This is a genomic window from Rhodospirillales bacterium (assembly GCA_016710335.1).
Lineage (GTDB): Bacteria > Pseudomonadota > Alphaproteobacteria > Rhodospirillales > Defluviicoccaceae > JADJXQ01.
In genome coordinates this window covers 239,380-255,936 of the sequence record JADJXQ010000024.1, presented here as the reverse complement: position 1 = coordinate 255,936, position 16,557 = coordinate 239,380, and the positions used below count along the sequence as shown (strand labels likewise).

Annotated in this window: 12 protein-coding genes, 1 tRNA gene and 4 pseudogenes; 6 read left to right on the top strand and 11 right to left on the bottom strand. The window is 62.6% G+C overall.

The features are described from left to right. Positions 1-65: 65 nt before the first annotated feature. From IPM60_16805 to IPM60_16785, 5 genes are all read right to left on the bottom strand, one after another. Positions 66-605, bottom strand: a complete 540-nt coding sequence (locus IPM60_16805) for a hypothetical protein (GenBank protein MBK8909465.1) — start codon at positions 603-605, stop codon at positions 66-68. A 217-nt stretch (positions 606-822) separates the two neighbouring features. Continuing rightward, positions 823-2,283 (bottom strand): hypothetical protein, encoded by a 1,461-nt coding sequence (locus IPM60_16800; protein ID MBK8909464.1) that lies wholly within the window; start codon positions 2,281-2,283, stop codon positions 823-825. Next, positions 2,261-2,443, bottom strand: a complete 183-nt coding sequence (locus tag IPM60_16795) for a primase alpha helix C-terminal domain-containing protein (protein ID MBK8909463.1) — start codon at positions 2,441-2,443, stop codon at positions 2,261-2,263. The genes IPM60_16800 and IPM60_16795 overlap by 23 nt, the downstream gene beginning before the upstream one ends. Continuing rightward, positions 2,404-3,078, bottom strand: a complete 675-nt coding sequence (locus tag IPM60_16790; GenBank protein MBK8909462.1) for a bifunctional DNA primase/polymerase — start codon at positions 3,076-3,078, stop codon at positions 2,404-2,406. The genes IPM60_16795 and IPM60_16790 overlap by 40 nt, the downstream gene beginning before the upstream one ends. Positions 3,079-3,120: 42 nt before the next feature. Further along, positions 3,121-3,321 (bottom strand): helix-turn-helix domain-containing protein, encoded by a 201-nt coding sequence (locus IPM60_16785; protein ID MBK8909461.1) that lies wholly within the window; start codon positions 3,319-3,321, stop codon positions 3,121-3,123. A gap of 165 nt (positions 3,322-3,486) precedes the next feature. Between IPM60_16785 and IPM60_16780 the strand changes: the two genes are divergently transcribed. The 6 genes and pseudogenes from IPM60_16780 to IPM60_16755 all read left to right on the top strand — a co-directional run bounded on the left by IPM60_16780 (position 3,487) and on the right by IPM60_16755 (position 8,900). Further along, positions 3,487-4,047 carry a hypothetical protein gene (locus IPM60_16780; GenBank protein ID MBK8909460.1) on the top strand — a complete coding sequence of 187 codons (561 nt, stop codon included), beginning with the start codon at positions 3,487-3,489 and terminating at the stop codon, positions 4,045-4,047. A gap of 457 nt (positions 4,048-4,504) precedes the next feature. Beyond that, a pseudogene (locus tag IPM60_16775) lies at positions 4,505-4,930 on the top strand (DUF2924 domain-containing protein). An 18-nt stretch (positions 4,931-4,948) separates the two neighbouring features. Further along, positions 4,949-6,259: pseudogene (locus tag IPM60_16770) on the top strand (recombinase family protein). After that, positions 6,259-6,666 (top strand): hypothetical protein, encoded by a 408-nt coding sequence (locus tag IPM60_16765; protein ID MBK8909459.1) that lies wholly within the window; start codon positions 6,259-6,261, stop codon positions 6,664-6,666. The pseudogene IPM60_16770 and the gene IPM60_16765 overlap by 1 nt, the downstream one beginning before the upstream one ends. Positions 6,667-6,940: 274 nt before the next feature. Further along, positions 6,941-8,383: an HD domain-containing protein gene (locus IPM60_16760; GenBank protein ID MBK8909458.1), complete on the top strand. Its 1,443-nt coding sequence runs from the start codon at positions 6,941-6,943 to the stop codon at positions 8,381-8,383. Continuing rightward, positions 8,376-8,900 (top strand): hypothetical protein, encoded by a 525-nt coding sequence (locus IPM60_16755; GenBank protein ID MBK8909457.1) that lies wholly within the window; start codon positions 8,376-8,378, stop codon positions 8,898-8,900. Before IPM60_16760 ends, IPM60_16755 begins: the two co-directional genes overlap by 8 nt. Positions 8,901-9,079: 179 nt before the next feature. Here IPM60_16755 and IPM60_16750 read toward each other — a convergent pair whose 3' ends face one another. From IPM60_16750 to IPM60_16725, 6 genes and pseudogenes are all read right to left on the bottom strand, one after another. After that, complete coding sequence (locus tag IPM60_16750; GenBank protein MBK8909456.1) at positions 9,080-11,710, bottom strand: DEAD/DEAH box helicase family protein; 2,631 nt, start codon at positions 11,708-11,710, stop codon at positions 9,080-9,082. An 11-nt stretch (positions 11,711-11,721) separates the two neighbouring features. Continuing rightward, positions 11,722-13,277, bottom strand: a pseudogene (locus tag IPM60_16745) (site-specific DNA-methyltransferase). Next, the gene (locus IPM60_16740) at positions 13,277-13,453 is read right to left on the bottom strand and encodes a hypothetical protein (protein MBK8909455.1); all 177 of its coding nucleotides are present in this window, start codon (positions 13,451-13,453) and stop codon (positions 13,277-13,279) included. Before IPM60_16740 ends, IPM60_16745 begins: the two are co-directional and overlap by 1 nt. 315 nt (positions 13,454-13,768) lie before the next feature. Continuing rightward, positions 13,769-13,858: transfer RNA gene (locus IPM60_16735), tRNA-Ser, on the bottom strand. 103 nt (positions 13,859-13,961) lie between these two features. After that, positions 13,962-14,762, bottom strand: a complete 801-nt coding sequence (locus IPM60_16730) for an RNA methyltransferase (GenBank protein MBK8909454.1) — start codon at positions 14,760-14,762, stop codon at positions 13,962-13,964. 23 nt (positions 14,763-14,785) lie between these two features. Continuing rightward, a pseudogene (locus IPM60_16725) lies at positions 14,786-16,415 on the bottom strand (citramalate synthase). Between the last annotated feature and the right edge of the window lie 142 nt (positions 16,416-16,557).

The window sequence follows — 16,557 nt, the reverse complement described above, 5'->3', positions numbered from 1 at the left end:
ACGGCGGGGCTTCTCCAGACACAATGCGAATCCTTACGCCCGTCTACTACTTGCATGTCCATAAGTCAAGAACACAATAATCGCCAGTTGGTGCGGGTATACCCGTAGTATCCCGCAAGCACCCCGAGCGCCGCAACTAATATGCCATGCGCTTGTTTTTCTCCGATCGACTTGCCGCCCCACCCCTGACGGAGCGACCACTCGCGTATCGAGCGCTGCAAGCCGACCACGTGCCAAACGCAACTCCCGGCGGGGCTGCCGAGACCACCGAGGGCGTCGAGCGCTTCGCCCACCCGGCGACGAGCGTCGACCTGTGCATCGGTCAGGTCGGCAGGGTTGCCTGAGCCGGGAATACGATTGAGCGACATGCAGACGACGGGATCGAACCGGGCGATGGTGAACGTCGCGGCGAAATCCTGCGCCGCATCGTGCATGGCCTGGGTGATGCTTCCGTTCCGGAGCATTCGACCCATCGTGTCGACAGTTCGATGGTGGACGACCGGCCGGCCATCAGGGTCGCTCTCGTAGACCGGCTCGACCAGCATATTCGGCCTGACGACGGCGGGTGCTGCCAGCTGCTTCGGTGTGCGCTTGCGCCGCTTCATTGACGCGCCCCCGGATTGCGCACACACCTCCCGTGACGCATGGGTGACGCAATAGTGACGCACTTTTGCGGGTTAAGTATTTGAAAGTGCTGAGATGACGCACCACCCCCCGAACTATGTATATGTGCGCGCGGGTCGTACTCAAAAGGTTTTGGCAGCCGATGCGTCATCTGAACACTTTCAATGGTTTAAGGCACAATGCAGCGTCACGGGTGCGTCATGGGTAGTGAGGCGAGGGGGTGAAGTGGCGAATGTCCATGCCGAGAAAGAACCTCCCCTCGTTGGTCCGCCGGTACTCGACGCCTGACGCGTTCGCTTTGATCCTCTGCACGAATCCGTTGATCGCCGGCAACATATCGCGCTTGAATCCTTCGGCCTGTGCCCACGCCTGGAACTGCTCATGGGCATAGCTTGTTCGGGCTTTCGGGCCATCTCCGACGATAGGCCGCACGTCGACCCGATCGTCCAACCAGGCGAGAACAGGATCCGCACCGTAGAGCCAGTCGGTGAGCGTGGCCTTGCAAGTGGCCGGAGTGGAAAAATCGCGGTTTCGGATAAGGCGAGCCGCGCCGTCAATAGCCCACGCAAGCAGCAGATCTGCCTCGTCTTCCGCAATACGCCGGCCGATGGACTCCACGCGCTCCTCGGTCGGGATCACCCGATTGAACGGAATGACGAGGAGCCGACGCTGCACACCCCGGTCCATGCCGCCGGCGAACACCGGCAGGTTGTTGGTTGCGAAAAGGTGCTGGGCGACCGGTCGGAATTCGACGCGGGATTTGTAGACGTCGCGGCCTTGAACCGGTTCACCCGTCACGACTGCCTTGAAGGTCTCGCTGGCGATGGCCGTCGCCGATGATAGCTCGTCGCTGGCATTCAGCAGCTTTCCCACCAAGCCGACGATGTGCCTCTCGTCACCCATGCGCGCGGCGGTGACGGAGCAAATCGCAGATGGGGGCAACAGGCCTCGAGCGAGATCAAGGATCTGGCTCTTGCCGTTCTCGGCGGTTTCGCCCTTGAGAATGATCGCGCGCGGCTGACGGAGCTTCGTCGCGTAACCAAGGGCGGCACCGCCGATAACCTCGGCGAGCAGATCGACCTTGGCGCCTGAGTCCTCGTCGCCCCGAAACACGCCGCCGAGAAGCCGCGCGAGAAGCGATCCGGGTGCGGGCGTGTCATCCACTTCGGGCGACCAGCGTCCGGGGAGGACGTGTCGACAGCGGTGGTCCGGATCGTGCGGTTCCAGATCGGCATGTCCGTCGTGCGCGAAGCGGATAAAGCCGGAATCGCAATTGATGCCGATTGCCGACCTCTCGAAGAAGCAAGGGTCTTCAACCTTCGCCGCGAGTTCGTGGAGCACCGAGTCAACGCGGCCCTTACCCAGCTTTGCCCGCGAAAAATCGCCCTTTGGTGTTTGAAAACTGGCGCCGTCGTAGGCATGCACGGCGAGCCTTAATTCGTGCTCTGGAATCGTCACCCAGTGGGCGTCGCCGTAACACCAGAAGTGCCCCTCGGCGTGAACGATGTCTCCACGGGCGCGATGCAGGTCCTCTCCGACGCGCCCGGCAATCTCGACGTCGGAGCCGATTTCGAGCGATTTCCGTTTGACGTCATTGGCGTCGGGACGGTTGAGATAGACGAGGCGGTCGAGGGGATCATCGGGCATCACGCCGCTCACGGCGTTCGACCTCGCGGCGGGCGATGCTTCGCACCGTCTTCATGATCTCGTTGTCAGGAAGCGGAGGTTCGCACCGCGCTCGGTTCCACGCCTGCAGCAGATCGATCGTCACCCAGGGGTCTATGCGGTTGCGGAGCATATGTCCGGCGAGGCTTGCCACGGTACGATTGCGCTCGCCTTCGACGACGATGCTCGCCACCGTATTCCGCCATTCGGCAGGCGCTTTCGCCGCGACCTCTTGTCTGCCGGCCGACGGAGTGCTGCTAGCAGCCAGCCCGGAAGCGGAGCAAGCGCTATGTCGTCCGGATGGTGATCGACCGAGATGGCGTAGCGGCGGCCGGAAATATGCATGGATGGCGGAGCGACGATATAGCCGCCGTCGCCGCGCATATCGATGCCAGGCCCGATCTTTCCGGCGCTGTTGGATACAGTCTTTCCGGGGTGCCGGAAGATGATGTGCTCCCCGCCGCCGCCGGTCAGAAACCGCCACGTATTGGCCAGCGGACCATGTTCTCGTTCGAGCGCGGCGAGTGCTTCGTCACCGCCATGACGCGGATCGATATCAAGAGCGACGATGCCGCTAACGGTCCCGGTAGCGATCCCAACATTGAGCTCGCTGTTCTCGAACCAGCTCGCGACCACGGTCTGATCCTTGCTCGCGTCCCGCAGTCCGTGCGCAACCAGCTTTGCAAACGGATGCTTGGCGGGGGATTCGCAATCGCCTTTGCCGCAGGAGCATCGGAGTCCCTGGGCATGGCGAACTGGCCGGTGGAGCGGCAGCACCGCGATACCCATGCGGACGTATCGGCTCGCGAATTCCGGGACGGTGTTCAATGCTTACCCCGTGCCGGTCGAGCCCAGGCTGTCCACTTCGCCTCGTTTGAGGCGATCCACTTCCGCTTGCCGCCAACGAAGCGACCGACCGATGCGAATCGGCCGCAACGGCCAGGTTCCGTTGCACAGCTTGTTGCGGATCGTCTTCACCGGAATTTTCAGCTGGATCGCCAGATCCTGTACGTCAATCAGCTCGTCGTTCATGCTCTTGCCTCACAGGTAACGCTTTTACACGCCAGATCCTGCCAGCCATGCTTGGTACGCGCAAGATAATCTTGCACCGGCTTTTACACGCCTATATAGTCAGGACATTACGGGAAGTGGAGGGATCAGACGGTGCCTGCCGAGAAACAGCCGAGAGCGAAAACGTTGACGCTATCCCTGCGGCTCGATCCGAAGACGAAGTTCATCCTGGACTTCGTGTCGCGAATCAAAGGCCAGAACATCACCACGGTGGTCGAGCGGGCCATCAAGGAGACGGCTGACGGGACCGGGATCGGACCGAGGTTCGACGAATTCGGGAGCGAGATCGGCCAGGAAACGTGGTCGAAGTTCTGGGATCCGAGCGAGGGCGTTCGCACGCTCAAGCTCATCGCTTGTCCCTACTATCCGACGACATTTGACGAGGACGAATTGAAGGCTTTCACCGACGCCCATCGGGAATTCTTCTATGTTGGCAGTCGCGGCAACGAGCCTCGGCGAGCCTTTGTCGATATCCTCTGGCCCAAGATCGAGGATTACCTCGCGATCTGGCGCGAGAAGAAGAGCACCGACTATTGGGCAGCCGGCGAGGCCATGAAGGCTGACCTGGGGGTCGCGCGGGTGCAAGCGCCGGATTGGCCCACTAAGCCGAAACTGCCAGAACGGCCTGCTGCCCCTGCGCGAACACCCGCTTCAGAACCTGATCTGGAGGATGATATCCCTTTCTAGGATAATTAACCTATATAGGTGCTGGTGGCGTAATCCCTGAAAGGGCGAAGTGATTCGCTGGAAACTCTCCGCCAGACCGGCACGATGTAGCTTTGGGACAGTATCACAGCTGTTCCCGTGCGCTCCCCAAGCCTCCCCGCATGTCCTTAACCAATTGAAAACGCTGCATAACAGCTGAGTTTCGATTAGATTTACGGCAAGCAATCGCGCCCTTCGAACCGATCCTGAAGGCGCACCCACCACACAGGTGTCGCAGCTTGCCGAACGCCCTCGACCCCAACCTGATGACGCCCGCCGAGCGGCTCGACGAACTGGCGTCGATTCTAGCCGCCGGGCTGGTTCGCCTGCGGGCACGACAGTCAAGGCAACTATCTGGCGACTGCGGAGACAGTTGCCTCGACTTTCCCGCGACCCGGAGCGGTCATGGACCCGTCACAAAACGGACGGAGACCACCCCATGACAGACACCATCCTCGCCCGGCTGGCGGCGTTGAAGACCACGTCCACGCCGGACCTCAAGAAACAGTGGCGCGATCTCTTCGACAGCGAGCCGCCGCCCTACAACCGGCGCTTCCTGGAAAGCCGGCTCGCCTACCGGATCCAGGAGCTCGCCTATGGCGGCCTGAAGCCCGCGACCGCCGCCCGCCTGGAGGCGCTGGGCGACGACCTCGATGGCGGCAAAATCGAGGTGCGCCGCAAGCGCGGCGATGACCGGCCGATCGCCGGCACGAGATTGATCCGCGAGTGGCAGGGCGTCGAGCACACGGTCACCGTGCTCGACGACGGCTTCGAATGGCAGGGGCGGCCGTACAAGTCGCTGTCCGCCATCGCCCGCGCCATCACCGGCACGCGCTGGAACGGCTGGGTGTTCTTCGGCCTCCGAACCACCGGAGGCGCGCAAATGAAGAAGCCAGTTGCCCGCAAGCTTCGCTGCGCCGTCTACACCCGCAAGTCCTCCGAGGAAGGCCTGGAGCAGGAGTTCAACACCCTCGACGCCCAGCGCGAGGCCTGCGAGGCCTACATCGCCAGCCAGCGCCGGAGGGCTGGGTGCTGGTGCGCGACCGCTACGACGACGGCGGCTTCTCCGGCGGCACGCTGGAGCGCCCCGCGCTGAAGCGCCTGCTCGCCGACATCGAGGACGGGCTGGTCGACGTGGTCGTGGTCTACAAGATCGACCGCCTCAGCCGCTCGCTGATGGACTTCGCCAAGCTGGTCGAGGTGTTCGACGCCCACGGCGTCACCTTCGTCTCGGTGACCCAGTCGTTCAACACCACGACCTCCATGGGCCGGCTGACGCTGAACATCCTGCTCTCCTTCGCCCAGTTCGAGCGCGAGGTGATCGGCGAGCGCATCCGCGACAAGGTCGCCGCCTCGCGGGCGCGCGGCATGTGGATGGGCGGCCATCCGCCGCTCGGCTACGACGTCAAGGACCGCAAGCTGGTGGTCAACGAGGCCGAGGCCGCGACGGTGCGAATGATCTTCGAGCGGTTCTTGAAGGTCGGCTCGGCGACCGTGCTGGTCAGGGAACTGGCAGCCGAGGGCGTCACCACCAAGCGCGGCAAGCCGATCGACAAGGGCTTCCTCTACAAACTGATCAACAACCGGGTCTACCTCGGCGAAGCCGTGCACAAGGGCACGGCCTATCCCGGCGAGCACGAGGCCATCATCGACCTCGACCTTTGGGACAAGGTCCATGCGATTGTCCAACAGAACCCCCGCAGCCGCGCCGCCAGCACTCGCGCGCAGACGCCGGCCCTGCTGAAGGGCATCCTCTTCGGCGCCGACGGCCGCGCCATGACGCCGACGCATGCGCGCAAGGGCGGGCGGCTGTACCGCTACTACGTCGCCGCTGGCCTGCTCAAGGGCGATGTGCCGCCGGGCGTGGTGCGCCGCGTTCCAGCCGCCGAGATCGAGGCCGCCGTCGTGGACCAGTTGCGCGCCCTGCTAAGGGCGCCAGAGATCGTCGTCGGGACGTGGCGGTCGGCGCGGCCGGAAATCGAGGCGCTTTCGGAAACCGAAGTGCGCGAGGCCTTCGAGGCTCGACCCGCTCTGGGACGAACTGTTCCCGGCCGAGCAGGCTCGCATTGTCCAGCTCCTTGTCGAGCGCGTCGATATTCACCCGGACCGGCTGGACCTGCATCTGCGCGTCGACGGCCTGCAAACGCTGGTCGCCGATCTGCGCGCCAGCGGGACCGAGCGGAGGGCGGCCTGATGACCGACGCCCGCCTCAGCGCCGACGGTCTCACACTGACCGTCAGCGTGCCGATGACATTCACGAAGCGAGGTGGCCGAAAGCTGGTCATCTCGCCAGACGGTGCGCCGTCATGGGCGCCGCCACGCCGCCGGGTCGACAACGCCATGGTCAAGGCGCTGGCGAGGGCGTTTCGGTGGCGGAAGCTCCTGGAGACGGGGGCGTGCGGTACGGTCGAGGAAATCGCCACAGCCGAGAAAATCAACGCCTCCTACGTCAGCCGGGTGCTGCGGCTTACCCTGCTCGCACCCGACATCGTCGAGGCCATTTTGGATGGGCGGCAGCCGCCGGAGATGACTCTAGCGGTTATGATTAAGCCGTTCCCAGAAGAGTGGGTGGGGCAGCGCGAAAGTCTCTACCATCAATGAGCATGGAAGCTCAGTCCGACATGGGGCGTCTGCAGTTAATGGTTAATCTCTCCAGCGTCATCTGTGTCTTATTTTCTATACGCCGCAGTCTCTCATTTTAACTGCAAGCAGCCTATGCTGGTTTATATGATTTCACCGCGCGACTACTTATTTATTGAGCTTTGTTGCCAGCCGGTGCTAGAATCGCCGGATCTGGCCCCGGTCAACGACCGCACGGTTTTGTTTCGATGGGCTTGGTACAAGCGAATAATGATGGGTTGGGGGAGCTTTGCGTATGCCCGGTACCGTCAAGCCTCAGCGCATCCGCGATCCCCTGCATAACCTTATCGAGTTCGGCACGGATCAATTCGAGCACGTCTTGTGGAAGGTTATCGAGACCCGGCCGTTTCAGCGGCTACGTCGAATTCGTCAGCTCGGCTTTTCAGACTTGGTGTACCCCGGAGCGACACACACCCGTTTCGCCCACAGCCTTGGTGTGTTCCACACGGCACGACAACTGATGACTATTATAAGGCGGCATATCACACAGCAAGGTGGGCAGGTGAAGGACCACCAATTGCGCGCGGCTTTGGCCGCCGCACTCGTGCACGATATAGGTCACGGGATGCTTAGCCACGCTTTCGAAGATGTGGGCAAGAAGTTGAACCTGAAGATGGCGCATCACGAACACGTCAGCGACCTTCTGATACGCGATAGCGAGGTCAGCGAAGCATTCAAGAGCGAAATGGGCAGTGGATTCGCCACGGACGTTGCCGATGTGATTGGACGTGGACGACCCGGCAATCTCTACGACGCCGTGGTTTCTAGCCAGTTCGACGCCGACCGACTGGACTACATGCAGCGCGACCGACTGATGACAGGAGTCCAGAACAGCGGCATTGATTTTGTTTGGCTGATGGCCAACCTCGAGATTGGCACCGTGCCGATCGGCGTAGACGGGCAGCAGGCCGCTGAAATCGAGACATTCGTGCTGGGCCCGAAGGCGAGCTACGCCGCCGAAACCTACGTGCTCGCCCTTTTTCAGCTCTATCCGACGGTCTACTTCCACAAGACGACACGCGCGGCCGAGAAGGTTTTCTCGGCGCTAATGCTGCATTTGATGACCCTCGCCCTCAATGGAGACGCCGGGAAAACTGGGCTGCCGACGGTCCACCCCATCGTTCGCTTCGCGCTGGAGCCAAACCAACTGGTTCACGCCCTGTCTCTGGACGACACTGTTTTCTGGGGAGCACTGCCGATGCTGATCGACGCCCAGGATCCGCTGGTTCGCGAACTTGCTACGCGCCTGCGGGATCGGCGGCTACCTAAGTGCATGGACATATATCAGCAGCTCGTAAATGCTATTGCGCCCGAACACGCCTCAACAGTCGAGGATCGCGACGTACGGAGAAAACGGCTCAAGCGTGCAATTTCATCCATTGAGGAACGCCTGCAGATTTGGTCGAACGCAAACTCCGAGGATGCCCCTCGAATCCTGACCGATAGTAGCGCACGCGCCCCTTATAAAAGTTTTCAGGAATCGAAGGGACCATTGAACCAGATTCGCATCCGCAGTGCAGATGATAGAATTCTTGACATGGCAGAAAGCTCGAGGGTGGTTGCCAGCATCGAGACATTCGAGTTGTTCCGGGCATATTTCGACGACGCGGATCTGGAGGCCAGGAGTGTGGTGGAAAGCACCATAGAGGAAGAACTCAGGAGCGACAGCGATGGGTAGTGACAAGCGAGATCGAGAGAAAGCAGCCGAAATCGTGCGCGACGCCGGTGGCGAAATTATCGGCCGCACCAAACTCCAGAAGGTTGCGTATCTATTGGAGCTGGCTGGCTTCGGAGACGGGTTCGACTTCGAGTACCGTCACTACGGACCGTACAGCGAGGATTTAGCGAACGCCATAAGGATGGCTGATGCATTCGGCTTGGTAACAGAGGTCGAACGCGTGGCGAATTGGGGGGGGGTCTACTCGATCTACAAGGCCTCCGACGCTGCAGGCGCCCGGACTAACGGGCCACGTGCCACTTTCTGTAAGAGCGCCGCGACAATAGCCCCCATCGAATTGGAACTCGCCGCCACTGCTGCCTACCTCAGTGCGGTGGAGGGCTATAACGATCCATGGGAAGAGACGGCCCGACGGAAGCCGGAGAAGGTCGGTGGCGGCCGAATCGAAGGAGCGAAGGAAGCATACCGGCAGCTCGTCGCCTTGGAGACTGCGAAGCCCCTGCCCATGATAGTTTGAGCCGCAATGTCTCAAGGCGGGCCGCCGTGATCACGAAACCTATGTTAGTGCCATTCTTATCGAGCATCCGGATACTCCGCTCTTGACCTTCCTCCATCAAATTTTTGCGTTCCAAGCTTCGACGCGCCGCCTTTGAGAAAAGGGCGACCGTCAGCACATCTGCTACGGAAGCCGCTAACCTATGCGCCAGTCATGTCTATCATCTGCGTCCGCATGTCTTTCCCGTCGACTGTTTTCTCGACAACGATGAACATCCCTTCGCCTCCGCTCCTGTTCTCCCATAGCTGGCCGATGGTGCGCTTCTCGGCAGTGTCGGGGCCGTCGACGATATGGGCGCCTTTGTACTCGACGACAAACAGACGGCCGTCATCCAACTGCGCCACGAAATCCGGATAGAACTTGTCCGTAGCCGTCGGCAACCAGAACGAGTTGGGGTGGCGTGCGACGTTGCGGATCCAGAACTTCAGGCCCGGCAAGCTGTCGATGGCCCGGGCGCACTGGAACTCCTCGCCATTCTCGGCGCCGTCGAAGGCCGGAACGTGGTCGGGGCCGAGGAAGTGCTTTCGCGGCTTCCAGTGCCCACGATACCGGCGCTGGTCCCAGTACATCCCGTCCTTGAAGGCGAACGCCTCGTCAAATGACACGTCCACCTTGGCTTCCGGGGCGAACAGGTAGCGCTGGTAGACGCCATCCCTTTCCTGTTGGCGGATGGCAGCGAGCTTTTCTCGAACCTTGCGAGCGAGGATGAACTTGCAGCGCATGAGCGCCGCGATGTGTATCCCGCGTCCATTGATCAAATGGCCGACGAGGTCGCGTAGCCAGCGCAGTAGCTCGGTCTGGTGGATATCCGGCTGGCGCACCTGCCTGTCAAGCCACAGCACCAGCGCCTCCGGCGTCCAGCCCTCGACATCGACGTCGAACGCCAGCTGCTCTGCCTCGTCGGCAAACTGATAGGTGATGCGGTTGCCGTCGAGGTCGATTTCGAAGCTGCGCGCCGTCTCGCGGATCGCGAACTCGGCCTCGCCCAGCTTCGACGAATGATCAAGCAGCGACCAATCGTGAAATTCCATGAACACGTCGGTGTCGGCGAACTCCAGCTCGCCCTGGATCTCCGACATCAGGCGCGGGACCTCGAAGGTCTCGCCCTGTTCGGCGGGCGACAACTGGTCCTTCACATCGACGCGGTATTTCGAGACGGCTTCGGCGAATCCCTTCCGTTCCGTCTCGGGCAGCGCCTCGGTGATCACCTTTTCGAGCCCGCCGTCGACGCGGCCGGTGACAGCGATCTCGATCTTGCCGCCGCCGGTGTCGCGGACGCTTACGCCCTCGCGCTTCTTCAACTCGGCAACCACCTCGGGCTTCGCCGTCACGGTATGCGTGAAGGTCGGTTTCGGCTTGTCGCGCGGGCCGAACAGTCCGGTATCGGCATCGAGAGAGGTTTGCGCGGGCTCGATGTTGTCGCGTGCCTCGTCCTCCTCGAAGCCCATGGCGACCAGTTTGTCGGCCAGCGACCGCGCCGCTTCGCCAAAGGATGGCTCCGATAGAAAGGCATAGGACCGGTTCAGCGCGTCCGCCTTGCGGCGCTCGGCGTAGGGCATCCGCAGCACGCGCCCGAGCAGCTGCTCGACGTCCACCGCGCTTTGAATCCGCGAGACAGAGCAGAAGGCGTAAGCGAAGGAGCAGTCCCATCCCTCCTTCAGCGCCTCCACGGTGATCACGTATTCGATGGGGCACTTCGGATCGAACAGATTGATGCCGTCGAGCTCGCGCTGGTCGCCGGTCGCCACGGCGATCTTCTCTTCGGGGATCTGCTCGACCTCCATCAGGTGCTTCTTCAGCGCGTCGACCGTCACCTCTTGGTTCTTCGGCTGCGCCTGAAACAAGACGATGGGGCGGATGTAGTCGGGGTCCTTGTCGGCCTCCTCGGCCAGCGAGGCGCGTGCCGCGATGGCGCCGTTCACCGCGTTCTGCCATGTGTCGTGCTCGGACAGCATGATCGGCAGCTTGATCATCTCTTCGAGCTTCAGCTCCTGCGCCGTCACGCTGTGCAGGATGTTGGAGTTTAGGCGCGGCGTCGCCGTGAACTCGATGATGGCGGACGGGTTTACCCGCGCCTGCATCTCCCGCGTAAGCCCGGTGACGGCATTGTGCGCCTCGTCCACGATCATCAGCGGCCGGTGGATGTGCATCAGGTTGGCGAAGGAGAATTTCACGCCGCCGCCGTCCAGTGACTCCAGCCCGGGCAGGGACTTGGGCAGCGCGATGAAATGCGGCTCCATATTTTCGTTGTGGGCATAGACCTTGCGGCCCTCCGTGTTCGACACCCGCAGGGTCTGGATCGTGCCCGCGACGATGCAGCAATGGTCGCGGATGTCGTGTGGGCGGATGTGCGTGAAATCGGCGATGTCGAACACGCGCACCCGGCCGTCGAAGGCCTCGTCCAGCGCCTGCCGATAGGGGTGGCGGGCGTTCTTCAGCGCCTCGGCCGTCTGCAGCCGGATGGTGTTCGACGGCACCAGCCACAGGACCATCGGATAGTCCTTCTCCACCCAGGAATCGCGCGCGATGCCGATGGAATGGGCGCCGAGGATCGTCTTGCCGCCGCCAGTCGGCAGTCGCAGGCAGACGTAGGGCACGGCCGGCAACTCTGCGAGCGGCGTGTAGGTGCCGCCATAGCGGCCGAGCCGCTTCGCCTGCTCAGTCTCCTTGGTGATCGCCTCGTAGGCGCCCTTTGGGCCCGCGACGCGTGCCTCCTCGAAAAAGCGGCGGAGAATGGAGAGAGTATCGGTCTGGTATTGCTTCAGCTTCATCAGATGCCCCCTCAGGCCCGCGCTTTGACGTCGTAGGGCGTCTGCTTGAACGTGATGCGCTCGCGGTCGAGCGTGGCGGCAGTTAGCCGGGACTGCTCGCCATAGACCGTGAGCGGATAGTCCGGGTACTCCTTGGCGAATCCCGGTGCGGTCTTCGCGATGTCTTCGCGGATCAGCGCGAGCGTCGCGCGGGTCAGCACATTGCCGCCACCCGGCCGCTTGTCGCCGAGGATGCCGTTGTAGAGCAGCGCATAGGCGCGGCCATCATGAGTACCGAGCAGCGGGCTATCGCCCTTCCCATCCCACGGCCGGTCGGTTTCCGAGAACCAGACATGCGCCGCGAGCACGGGGAAGCGGATGTCCTGCCGGATGTGGCCTTGCCCGTCGAAGACGGGCGGGCCGAGCCGATAGAACCGGAAACCGCCGCTTCCCTTCCAGCCGACCGCGTCGGAAATCCCGCCTTGCTCGCCATCGATGCTCTTTTTGAGACGTGGAGCGCAGTGGGTTACTGCTTGCTCGCCCATCTCGATGCCGATGTAGCGTCGGGCCATCTTGTGGCGACAGCGGCCGTTGTGCCCGAGCCAAGGAAGGAGTCGAGCACGAGATCGCCGGGGTTCGTAGCCACCTGAAGTACTCTCTGCATGAGACGCTCTGGTTTCGGTGTTAGAAAAACGTCCTCCCCAAAGAGCTTCAGGATTTCCTTTTTCGCTTCCTGAGTGTGACCAACTTCCTCGTATGACCAGATTGTCTGGGGAGTAACACCCTGCTTTACCTCTGAGAGAAAGCGCTTGATCTGCGGGATTGCGTCGCCGTTCTTGCCCCACCAAATGCGCTTGTCCGCGTCCAGTTCCCAGAAGTTTTCTTCTGAAACGCGCCAATAGTTGCCGCCTGGTGGCCCCTTGATCACACGTCCACTGGGTGTGGTGATCGCGTACTTGCCGAGGCTATAAAAGTTGCGGGCTGAAAGGTCGCTTGTCTTCCAAGGGCCGCGAGGGTCGTTATCAAGATTCCTATACGCCTTGTCCTGCTTCTCGGTCCGGGGCATCAAGTTCGGTTTGAAGGCGTCCGCGTTTCTGGCAAAAACGAGAATGTAGTCGTGGTCGGACGAAAAATGGCGAGCACTCGACTTTGGCGAATAGTTCTTCCGCCAGATGACGGTATCGATGAAGTTTGATCGACCGAACACCTCATCCAAGATGACCTTGAGGTAGTGCCCTTCGTTGTCGTCGATGGACACCCAGATCGAGCCATCCTCGGCCAACAGATCGCGCAGGAGTTCGAGCCGGGGCCACATCATGGCGAGCCAATGCGTGTGCTCGAGGTTGTCGTCGTAATGCTCGAAGGCCGAGCGCGTGTTGTAGGGCGGGTCGATATAGATGCACTTCACCCGACCTGCATAGAACGGCAGCAGCGCCTTCAGCGCTTCGAGGTTGTCGCCCTGTATCAGCATGTTGCCCGAATCGCCGTCGCCCGCCGACAGGTCGGAGACTTCCTCCAGAAGCCGGTAGGGAACGCGCTGCGCAGTGCGAATGTCCTCGTCTCGGGTGAGCCAGCTCAAGATCGGCATCAATCACCGTTCGTTTCCGTGTTCTTGTCGCGGGTCGGCGGAACGACGGTGCCGGTCACCTTCTCGTATTCCTCGACCGCGATTACCACCAGGGCTTCGTTGCGTTCGCCGTCGCATTGGGGCGCCAGGAGCGAATTAGTCGCCCACGCTCGAAGCGGCTGACGACGGGTTAGCAACAAATGATCATCGTCCCAACCCCATTGGGGAAATTCTCAACGATCAATGCAAAGTTCGACGCCAGATTCCGTCGCCCATCCGAGCGCAGTTCGAAAAGTACGGATTTTCTATGCCGAATAAGGACGTCACATCAACGCTTTAAAAAACCGTACTGTTTGGGCGAAGTCAGGAGCTTCGGAGAAAGGGGGCGGAGAGAGAACGAATTCGGCTCTTCCGCCGCCTGCGAGGTCAACAGGTTTTCGGCCAGAAGTGCGCAATTCTTGGCGTTTTTTGGCACCCCACACGGCGCCGGAGAGTGTTGTGCGCGACGCAGTTGGCGGAGGGAGTGGGATTCGAACCCACGTCACGGTTGCCCGTGAACACGCTTTCCAAGCGTGCGCCTTCAGCCGCTCGGCCATCCCTCCGACGATGCGGCGCAGGGGAATCGCCGCCTGCACAACCTAGCCGACGTTGCTCCGGCTCGCAACGGAGAGGTGACCCCCCAGGAAGCGGGTTCCGCTGCGTCTTTCAGTCCGATCCGTGCGTGCGATGCGAGCCTCGCGGGGCGGCGAGGCAGGCGATGACGCCGCGCAGCGTCCGGACTTCCTGCTCGGTCAGCCCGGCGCGTCCGAGGGCGTTGCGCAGACTGCGGATCATGATCGGCCTCTTCTCCTCGAGGCGCAAGAAACCGCAGGCATCCAATTCGCGCTCCAGGTGCTCGAACAGCCCCAGCATCTCCTGCTTGTTAGCGGGCCGGGTCCCCTTCGGCATGGTCATGCGGACGCCCGCCGGCGGCTGCTCCGCCGCCCCGCCGAGGTACCACTCGTAGCCGACCAACAGCACCATCATCGCCAGATTGAGCGAGCTGAAGGCAGGGTTCAACGGCGCCGTGACCACTGCGTCCGCCATGGCGACGTCATCGTTGTTGAGACCGTTCGCCTCCTTGCCGAACAGAATGCCGCTGCTCCGCCCGCGGTCATCCTGGGCGCGGAGGTCGGCGGCGAGATCCCGCGGTGTCACGACGCGTTTGGTCATGTCGCGAAGACGCGCCGTCGTCGCATAAACCCGACGAAGATCGGCGATCGCCCCACCCGTCGTTCCGAACAGGCGAGCGCCCGCGATCACCCCGTCGGCGCCGGCGGATGCGGCCTCTGCCTTGGCGTTCGGCCAAGGCTCGCGCGGTCGCACGAGGCGCAAATCGGAGAGGCCGCAGTTGAGCATGGCGCGGGCAACCATGCCGATGTTTTCGCCGAGTTGCGGCTCGACCAACACGATTGCGGGACCGCCGTGCGGCAGCGACGACGCGACCGTCACATCGGGCGTGGCCACGTCGGCGGTCGGATGGCTGGCGGTCAGGCGGCGGGCGGCCGACGGCGGCTTTCTTCCGCTTTGTCCAGGCGGTCGCGGAACAGAATGTAGACGATGCTGTCCCGCAATGCCCTGTAGGAGGCGTCGATGATGTTGGTGGACACCCCGACCGTCGTCCAGTGCCGCCCGGTCAGCGCGCATGCCGACTCGATCATCACCCGGGTCTTGGCGCGGGTCTTGGCTTCCGGATTGAGGATGCGGACCTTGTAGTCCACCAGCCGCACGTCGCTGAGCCGCCCGTATACCGGCGTCAAGACCTTGCGCAAGGCATGGTCGAGGGCGTCGACCGGCCCGTTGCCCTCGGCCACGGCCGCATCGCGATGACCGGCGACGTCGACCTTCACCGTCGCTTCGGAGAGGGTCTTGAGATCGCCGTTGGCGTCCCAGCGGCGCTCGTCGATGACGCGGAAGCTCGAGCACCGGAAAAAGTCGGGCACCTCGCCCAGCGCCTGGCGGGCCAGAAGTTCGAAGCTGGCCTCGGCGCCGTCGTAAGTATAGCCGTCGTATTCGCGCTCCTTCAAGGTCTCGAGCAGGGTGCCGATCCGCGCATCCTTGGTGTCGATCTCGACACCAATATCGCGGAACCGCGCCAGGATGTTGGCGCGCCCGGCCTGGTCGGAGAGGACGATGTGTCGGCGATTGCCCACCGCCTCCGGCTCGATGTGCTCGTAGCATCGCGGATCGCGCTCCACGGCGGAAACGTGCAGACCACCCTTATGGGCGAACGCGGAGTCGCCGACGTAGGGCGCGCCGCGGTTGGGCGCCCGATTGAGGCGCTCATCCAGCATGCGCGAGACGTGGGTGAGGCGCGTGAGGTCGCGGCGGGTGACCCCCGTTTCGAACCCCATCTTGAGGACCAGCGACGGAATGATGGAGACGAGGTTGGCGTTGCCGCAACGCTCCCCCAAGGCCATTCAACGTGCCCTGCACCTGCCGCGCCCCGGCGCGCACCGCGGCCAGGCTGTTTGCGACGGCGTTGCCGGTGTCGTCATGACAGTGGATGCCGATGTGCGCGCCCGGGATGTGCCGGGCAACATCTCCGACGAAGGCCTCCACCTCATGGGGCAGGGTGCCGCCGTTGGTGTCGCACAGCACGATCCACCGCGCGCCGGCCTCGTACGCAGCCGTGAGGCAGGTCAGGGCGTAGTCGGGGTTGGCGCGATAGCCGTCGAAAAAGTGTTCGGCGTCGAACAGGACTTCGGAAAGCTTATCCCTGGCCAGAGCGATACTGTCGGCGATCATCCGAACGTTCTCGTCGAGCTCGATGCCGAGGGCGGTGCGTACCTGGAAATCCCAGCTCTTGCCCACCAGGCACGCGACCTCTGCGCCCGATCCCAGCACGGCGTTCAGCCCGGGGTCGTTGTCGGCGCTGCGTCCGGCGCGCCGCGTCATCCCGAAGGCGGAGAGCCGCGCACGGGACAGCTTCGGCAGCGCCGCGAAGAAGGCGTCGTCGGTCGGGTTCGCCCCCGGCCAGCCGCCTTCGACATAGTCGACGCCGAGTGCGTCCAGCTCCCTGGTTATCGCCGCCTTGTCCGCCGGGTTGAAACTGACCCCCTGGGTCTGCGCGCCGTCGCGCAGGGTGCAGTCATAAAGGTACACGCGGTTATCGCTCATCGTTCTCACTCGCTTCCAGCCGTGCCGGAGAATGACGAAATCCGCGGTCAGGCACAAGGCTTACCGGGTGCGCTTGCCCAAACCTTAATGAGTCGGCAAGATTGAACAGCTAGAAACTCACATCAGGCGCTATCGGCGGGAG

Coding starts and splice junctions, on each gene's coding strand:
- IPM60_16755 (MBK8909457.1), top strand. CDS start 8,376: ATGGGTAGTGACAAGCGAGATCGAGAGAAAGCAGCCGAAATCGTGCGC.
- IPM60_16750 (MBK8909456.1), bottom strand. CDS start 11,710: ATGAAGCTGAAGCAATACCAGACCGATACTCTCTCCATTCTCCGCCGC.
- IPM60_16760 (MBK8909458.1), top strand. CDS start 6,941: ATGCCCGGTACCGTCAAGCCTCAGCGCATCCGCGATCCCCTGCATAAC.
- IPM60_16790 (MBK8909462.1), bottom strand. CDS start 3,078: ATGGGTATCGCGGTGCTGCCGCTCCACCGGCCAGTTCGCCATGCCCAG.
- IPM60_16765 (MBK8909459.1), top strand. CDS start 6,259: ATGACCGACGCCCGCCTCAGCGCCGACGGTCTCACACTGACCGTCAGC.
- IPM60_16805 (MBK8909465.1), bottom strand. CDS start 605: ATGAAGCGGCGCAAGCGCACACCGAAGCAGCTGGCAGCACCCGCCGTC.
- IPM60_16785 (MBK8909461.1), bottom strand. CDS start 3,321: ATGAACGACGAGCTGATTGACGTACAGGATCTGGCGATCCAGCTGAAA.